Annotated in this window: 6 protein-coding genes; 5 read left to right on the top strand and 1 reads right to left on the bottom strand. The window is 40.4% G+C overall.

Annotated elements, in window-relative coordinates:
* Window positions 1-202: 202 nt before the first annotated feature.
* Entirely contained in the window at window positions 203-919 is a 717-nt protein-coding gene (locus ADH54_RS01475; RefSeq protein WP_049523671.1) for a GntR family transcriptional regulator, read from the bottom strand.
* Between the two features lie 333 nt (window positions 920-1252).
* On the opposite strand from ADH54_RS01475, the gene ADH54_RS01470 reads away from it, so the two are divergent.
* Genes ADH54_RS01470 through ADH54_RS01450 form a run of 5 tightly spaced genes read left to right on the top strand, consistent with a single transcriptional unit; the run spans window position 1253 to window position 5661 of the window.
* Window positions 1253-3040, top strand: coding sequence for a glycoside hydrolase family 35 protein (locus ADH54_RS01470; RefSeq protein WP_049523668.1), 1788 nt, complete (start codon window positions 1253-1255; stop codon window positions 3038-3040).
* Entirely contained in the window at window positions 3037-3513 is a 477-nt protein-coding gene (locus ADH54_RS01465) for a PTS sugar transporter subunit IIB (protein ID WP_000156972.1), read from the top strand. Before ADH54_RS01470 ends, ADH54_RS01465 begins: the two co-directional genes overlap by 4 nt.
* Window positions 3514-3539: 26 nt before the next feature.
* On the top strand, window positions 3540-4445 hold the full coding sequence (locus tag ADH54_RS01460; protein WP_049523667.1) for a PTS mannose/fructose/sorbose/N-acetylgalactosamine transporter subunit IIC: 906 nt from the start codon (window positions 3540-3542) through the stop codon (window positions 4443-4445).
* Complete coding sequence (locus tag ADH54_RS01455; RefSeq protein WP_049523661.1) at window positions 4432-5253, top strand: PTS system mannose/fructose/sorbose family transporter subunit IID; 822 nt, start codon at window positions 4432-4434, stop codon at window positions 5251-5253. Before ADH54_RS01460 ends, ADH54_RS01455 begins: the two co-directional genes overlap by 14 nt.
* A 3-nt stretch (window positions 5254-5256) precedes the next feature.
* A complete protein-coding gene (locus ADH54_RS01450) occupies window positions 5257-5661 on the top strand; it encodes a PTS sugar transporter subunit IIA (protein ID WP_080980742.1) in 405 nt (134 codons plus the stop codon).
* The last annotated feature ends 89 nt before the right edge of the window (window positions 5662-5750 follow it).

Below are 5750 nucleotides of genomic sequence, written 5' to 3'. Positions count from 1 at the left end.
CAAAGAGCAAACTAGGAAGCTAGCCGCAGGCTGTACTTGAGTACGGCAAGGCGACGCTGACGTGGTTTGAATTTGATTTTCGCAGAGTATTAGTAAAATTTCAACTAATTTAATCAATCTTCATTGACATATAGAAAATACAGTTTTGATGGGATATAATAAGCATTGAAAAAGCCCAAGCGATGAGGCTCAGGCTTTTTTCTTAGTGATCACGGTCACATGAGATGAATTTAATCTTGTAGTAATCAGATCGTTTGTAGGTTTCACTATATTCCAAAACTTGACCAGTAGATTCGAGTTTCGTAATCTTGGTCTGAAGGACAGTAGGAAATTGATCATTGATTCCTAGAATGGAAACCGCATGTTCTGGAGTTGGAAATGCTATTTCATTGATTTCTTCAAAATGTTCATCATTCATGTGAATGTGGTAATCCAATTTGAAACGGTTATAGATAGAGCTATAATATTCAAGATTTGGATAATTTGCGTTGATGTATTGTTCTGGAATGTAAGATGTATGGTAGATGTACACAACACCACCTGTTTCGCGAACGCGTTCAATCTTGTAGTAGAACTGATCTCCGCGTAGTCCAAGTTTTTCTAAGTAGCTTAGTTTGTTTCCACGCTCAATAGAAAGGACGGTCACTTTATCATCTTTAGTTTCAAAAACTTCTACATCTGAAAACTCTACGAGTTTGTGTTTGCGTGCGCGTGAAACGAATGTACCCTTTCCTTGTTGACGGATAATATAACCATCCTTGGCAAGGTCGTTTAAGGCGCGGACAACTGTGATAGAACTCACATCATACATTGCAATCAATTCAGCTTCAGTGTAGAATTTATCTCCACTGGCAAATTGACCAGAAATGATTTTGTTCTTTAACTCATCTTTAATATATTGATACTTTGGAATTGCCATGTTTTCACCTCGATTTTCCTTCTCCACTAAAAATTTTACCATAAAACTGGAAAGAATAGTAGTCTTTTGAATAAAAAATTAAAATAATAGGCTAAAAGGTTAATTTACATCTAAATAATCAGGATTTTATACATTTTTATACAAGGTTTTTGGTGAAAAATAGCGAAGTGCTCGGGCTTATACGATTTTATAAGTATTTTGCCTAAAAGTTAGTAAAAAAATAGAAAAATTTTAAATAATCTAGTTAAGACTATTGACAAACATGAATGATTGCGCTATATTTAATATAACAACAAATGAAAGCGCAAACTTTCGCGGTCAGAAGGTAGTTTTATGACACGATTTGAGATACGAGATGATTTCTATCTCGATGGAAAATTATTTAAGATTTTATCTGGCGCCATTCATTATTTTAGGGTTCCCCCAGAGGATTGGTATCATTCGCTCTATAACTTGAAGGCTCTTGGTTTTAATACGGTAGAGACTTATGTTGCTTGGAATTTACACGAGCCTCGTGAGGGTGAGTTTCATTTTGAAGGAGCTCTGGATTTGGAGCGATTTCTACAGACAGCGCAAGACTTGGGTCTCTACGCTATTGTACGGCCCTCTCCCTTTATCTGTGCGGAATGGGAATTCGGTGGTTTACCAGCTTGGCTTTTAACCAAAGATATGAGGATTCGTTCCTCAGATCCTGCTTATATTGAAGCTGTCGGTCGCTACTATGACCAGCTCTTGTCACGATTGGTTCCACATTTGTTGGACAATGGTGGCAATATTCTCATGATGCAGGTTGAAAATGAGTATGGTTCTTATGGAGAAGATAAGGCTTATCTGAGAGCAATTCGACAGTTGATGGAAGAGCGTGGCGTAACCTGTCCCCTCTTTACATCAGATGGTCCATGGCGAGCTACTCTGAAAGCTGGAACCTTAATCGAAGATGACCTCTTTGTAACAGGAAACTTTGGTTCTAAGGCGCCTTACAACTTTTCACAGATGCAGGAATTCTTTGATGAGCATGGTAAGAAATGGCCGCTCATGTGTATGGAGTTCTGGGATGGCTGGTTCAATCGTTGGAAAGAACCGATTATCACACGGGATCCTAAGGAATTGGCAGATGCAGTTCGAGAAGTTTTGGAACAAGGCTCCATCAATCTTTACATGTTCCATGGTGGTACAAACTTTGGCTTCATGAATGGTTGCTCGGCTCGAGGAACTTTGGACCTGCCACAAGTCACATCTTATGATTACGATGCCCTTCTGGATGAAGAAGGAAATCCAACTGCCAAATACTTGGCAGTCAAGAAGATGATGGCAACACATTTTCCAGAGTATCCGCAGTTGGAACCACTCTACAAGGAGAGTATGGAGTTGGATGCTATTCCACTAGTTGAAAAAGTTTCCTTGTTTGAAACCTTAGATGGCTTGTCAAGTCCGATAGAAAGTCTCTATCCTCAAAAGATGGAGGAATTGGGACAAAGCTATGGCTACCTACTTTATCGAACAGAAACAAATTGGGATGCAGAAGAAGAAAGACTTCGTATCATTGATGGTCGAGATAGAGCTCAGCTTTATGTCGATGGTCAGTGGGTCGAAACCCAATATCAGACAGAGATTGGGGAAGATATTTTTTATCAAGGTGAAAAGAAAGCGCTATCTAGAATAGATATCTTGGTAGAAAATATGGGGCGTGTCAACTATGGACATAAGTTCTTAGCAGATACGCAACGTAAGGGAATTCGGACAGGGGTTTGTAAGGATTTGCACTTCTTACTAAACTGGAAACACTATCCACTCCCACTAGATAATCCTGAGAAAATTGATTTTTCAAAAGGATGGACAGAAGGACAACCAGCCTTTTACGCTTATGACTTTACAGTCCAAGAGCCAAAAGATACTTACCTAGACTTGTCTGAGTTTGGTAAGGGAGTTGCCTTTGTCAATGGGCAGAATCTAGGACGTTTTTGGAACGTCGGCCCAACCCTCTCGCTTTATATCCCTCATAGCTATCTCAAGGAAGGTGCCAATCGTATCATCATCTTTGAAACAGAGGGCCAATATAAAGAAGAGATTCATTTAACTCGTAAACCTACACTAAAACACATAAAGGGGGAAAATTTATGACAATTGTAGGATGCCGTATCGATGGACGTTTGATCCACGGACAAGTAGCCAATCTTTGGGCTGGAAAACTAAATGTTTCACGCATTATGGTTGTAGATGACGAAGTTGTCAACAACGACGTTGAAAAGAGTGGTTTGAAACTTGCGACACCACCAGGTGTGAAATTGAGTATTTTGCCAATTGAAAAAGCGGCAGCCAATATTCTTGCTGGAAAATACGATAGCCAACGTCTCTTTATCGTGGCTCGTAAACCAGACCGCTTCCTTGGTTTGGTTGAAGCAGGTGTACCACTTGAAACCCTTAATGTTGGGAATATGTCTCAAACACCAGAAACTCGCCCCATCACACGTTCTATCAACGTAGTAGACAAGGATGTGGAAGATTTCCACAAACTGGCAGAAAAAGGTGTTAAACTTACTGCTCAAATGGTTCCAAATGATCCAATTTCAGACTTTTTGAGCTTATTAAAATAGGAAAAAATTTTTAGGAGGTCATTGTTATGATACAATGGTGGCAAATTTTACTTCTCACTTTGTACTCAGCTTATCAAATCTGTGATGAGTTGACGATCGTTTCATCTGCAGGTTCCCCTGTATTTGCTGGTTTCATTACTGGTTTAATCATGGGAGATGTGACTACTGGTTTGCTTATCGGTGGTAACTTGCAATTGTTCGTTCTTGGGGTTGGTACCTTCGGTGGTGCTTCTCGTATCGACGCAACTTCTGGTGCGGTTCTTGCGACAGCCTTCTCTGTTTCACAAGGAATTGATACAGCACTTGCGATTACAACAATCGCTGTGCCAGTAGCAGCTCTCTTGACATACTTCGACGTTCTTGGACGTATGACAACTACTTTCTTTGCTCACCGTGTGGATGCTGCAATCGAACGCTTTGACTATAAAGGTATTGAACGCAACTACTTGCTTGGTGCGATTCCTTGGGCTCTATCTCGTGCCCTTCCAGTCTTCTTTGCGCTTGCTTTTGGTGGTGAATTTGTACAACACGTAGTAGATTTCGTTACAAAATATCAATGGTTTGCAGATGGTTTGACACTCGCAGGACGCATGCTTCCAGGTCTTGGATTTGCAATCTTGCTTCGTTACCTTCCAGTTAAACGTAACCTTCACTACCTTGCAATGGGATTTGGTTTGACAGCTATGTTGACTGTTCTTTACTCATATGTAACAGGTCTTGGTGGCGCTGTTGCAGGTGTTATCGGTACTCTACCTAAAGATGTTGCTGAAAAAATTGGTTTCGTGAACAACTTCAAAGGTTTGTCTATGATTGGTATCTCTATCGTAGGTATCTTCCTTGCAGTGCTTCACTTCAAAAATAGCCAAAAAGTAGCTGTAGCAGCACCTTCTACACCATCAGAAAGTGGGGAAATCGAAGATGACGAATTCTAATTACAAACTTACAAAAGAAGATTTTAATCAAATTAACAAACGTAGCTTGTTTACTTTCCAATTGGGTTGGAACTACGAACGTATGCAAGCTTCTGGTTACCTTTACATGATTTTGCCTCAATTGCGTAAAATGTATGGGGATGGAACTCCTGAATTGAAAGAAATGATGAAAGTTCATACTCAATTCTTCAATACTTCACCATTCTTCCATACTATTATCGCTGGTTTTGACCTTGCCATGGAAGAAAAAGATGGTATAGGTTCAAAAGATGCCGTTAACGGTATCAAGACAGGTTTGATGGGACCATTTGCTCCTCTTGGAGATACAATCTTTGGTTCGCTTGTACCTGCTATCATGGGGTCAGTCGCAGCAACTATGGCTATCGCTGGCCAACCTTGGGGTATCTTCCTTTGGATCGCAGTTGCAGTTGCTTATGACATCTTCCGTTGGAAACAGTTGGAATTTGCCTACAAAGAAGGGGTTAACCTTATCAACAACATGCAAAGTACCTTGACAGCTTTGATTGACGCTGCATCTGTACTTGGTGTCTTCATGATGGGTGCTCTTGTAGCAACAATGATTAACTTTGAAATTTCTTACAAGTTGCCAATCGGTGAAAAGATGATTGATTTCCAAGACATCTTGAACCAAATCTTCCCACGTTTGCTTCCAGCAATCTTTACTGCCTTTATCTTCTGGTTGCTTGGTAAGAAAGGTATGACTTCTACTAAAGCTATTGGTATCATTATCGTTCTTGCTTTGGCTCTTTCTGCCCTTGGTCACTTTGCATTTGGAATGGGCGTATAATTTATGACGCAATCATTAATTTTGGTGAGCCATGGTCGTTTCTGTGAAGAACTTAAAGGTAGCACTGAAATGATTATGGGTCCACAAGACAATATTTATACAGTGGCTCTTCTTCCAGAAGATGGCCCAGAAGAATTTACTGCAAAATTTGAAGCTGCTATTGAAGGATTAGATGATTTCCTAGTCTTTGCGGATCTTCTCGGTGGGACACCATGTAACGTGGTCAGTCGCTTGATTATGGAAGGTCGTGACATCGAACTTTATGCAGGGATGAATCTTCCAATGGTGATTGAATTTATCAATGCGAGCCTTACAGGCGCAGATGCGGACTACAAGAGCCGTGCTGCAAAAAGCATTGTTAAAGTTAATGACCTGTTAGCTGGCTTCGATGATGACGAAGATGAATAATACTCTTCGAAAATCAAATTCAAACTACGTCAACGTCGCCTTGCCGTACTCAAGTACAGCCTGCGGCTAGTTTCCTAGTTTGCTCTTTG

It is taken from the genome of Streptococcus pseudopneumoniae (assembly GCF_001072315.1).
Taxonomy (GTDB): domain Bacteria; phylum Bacillota; class Bacilli; order Lactobacillales; family Streptococcaceae; genus Streptococcus; species Streptococcus pseudopneumoniae_R.
The sequence above is the reverse complement of the archived record's forward strand: the minus strand, read 5'-3'. Positions and strand labels throughout refer to the sequence as shown.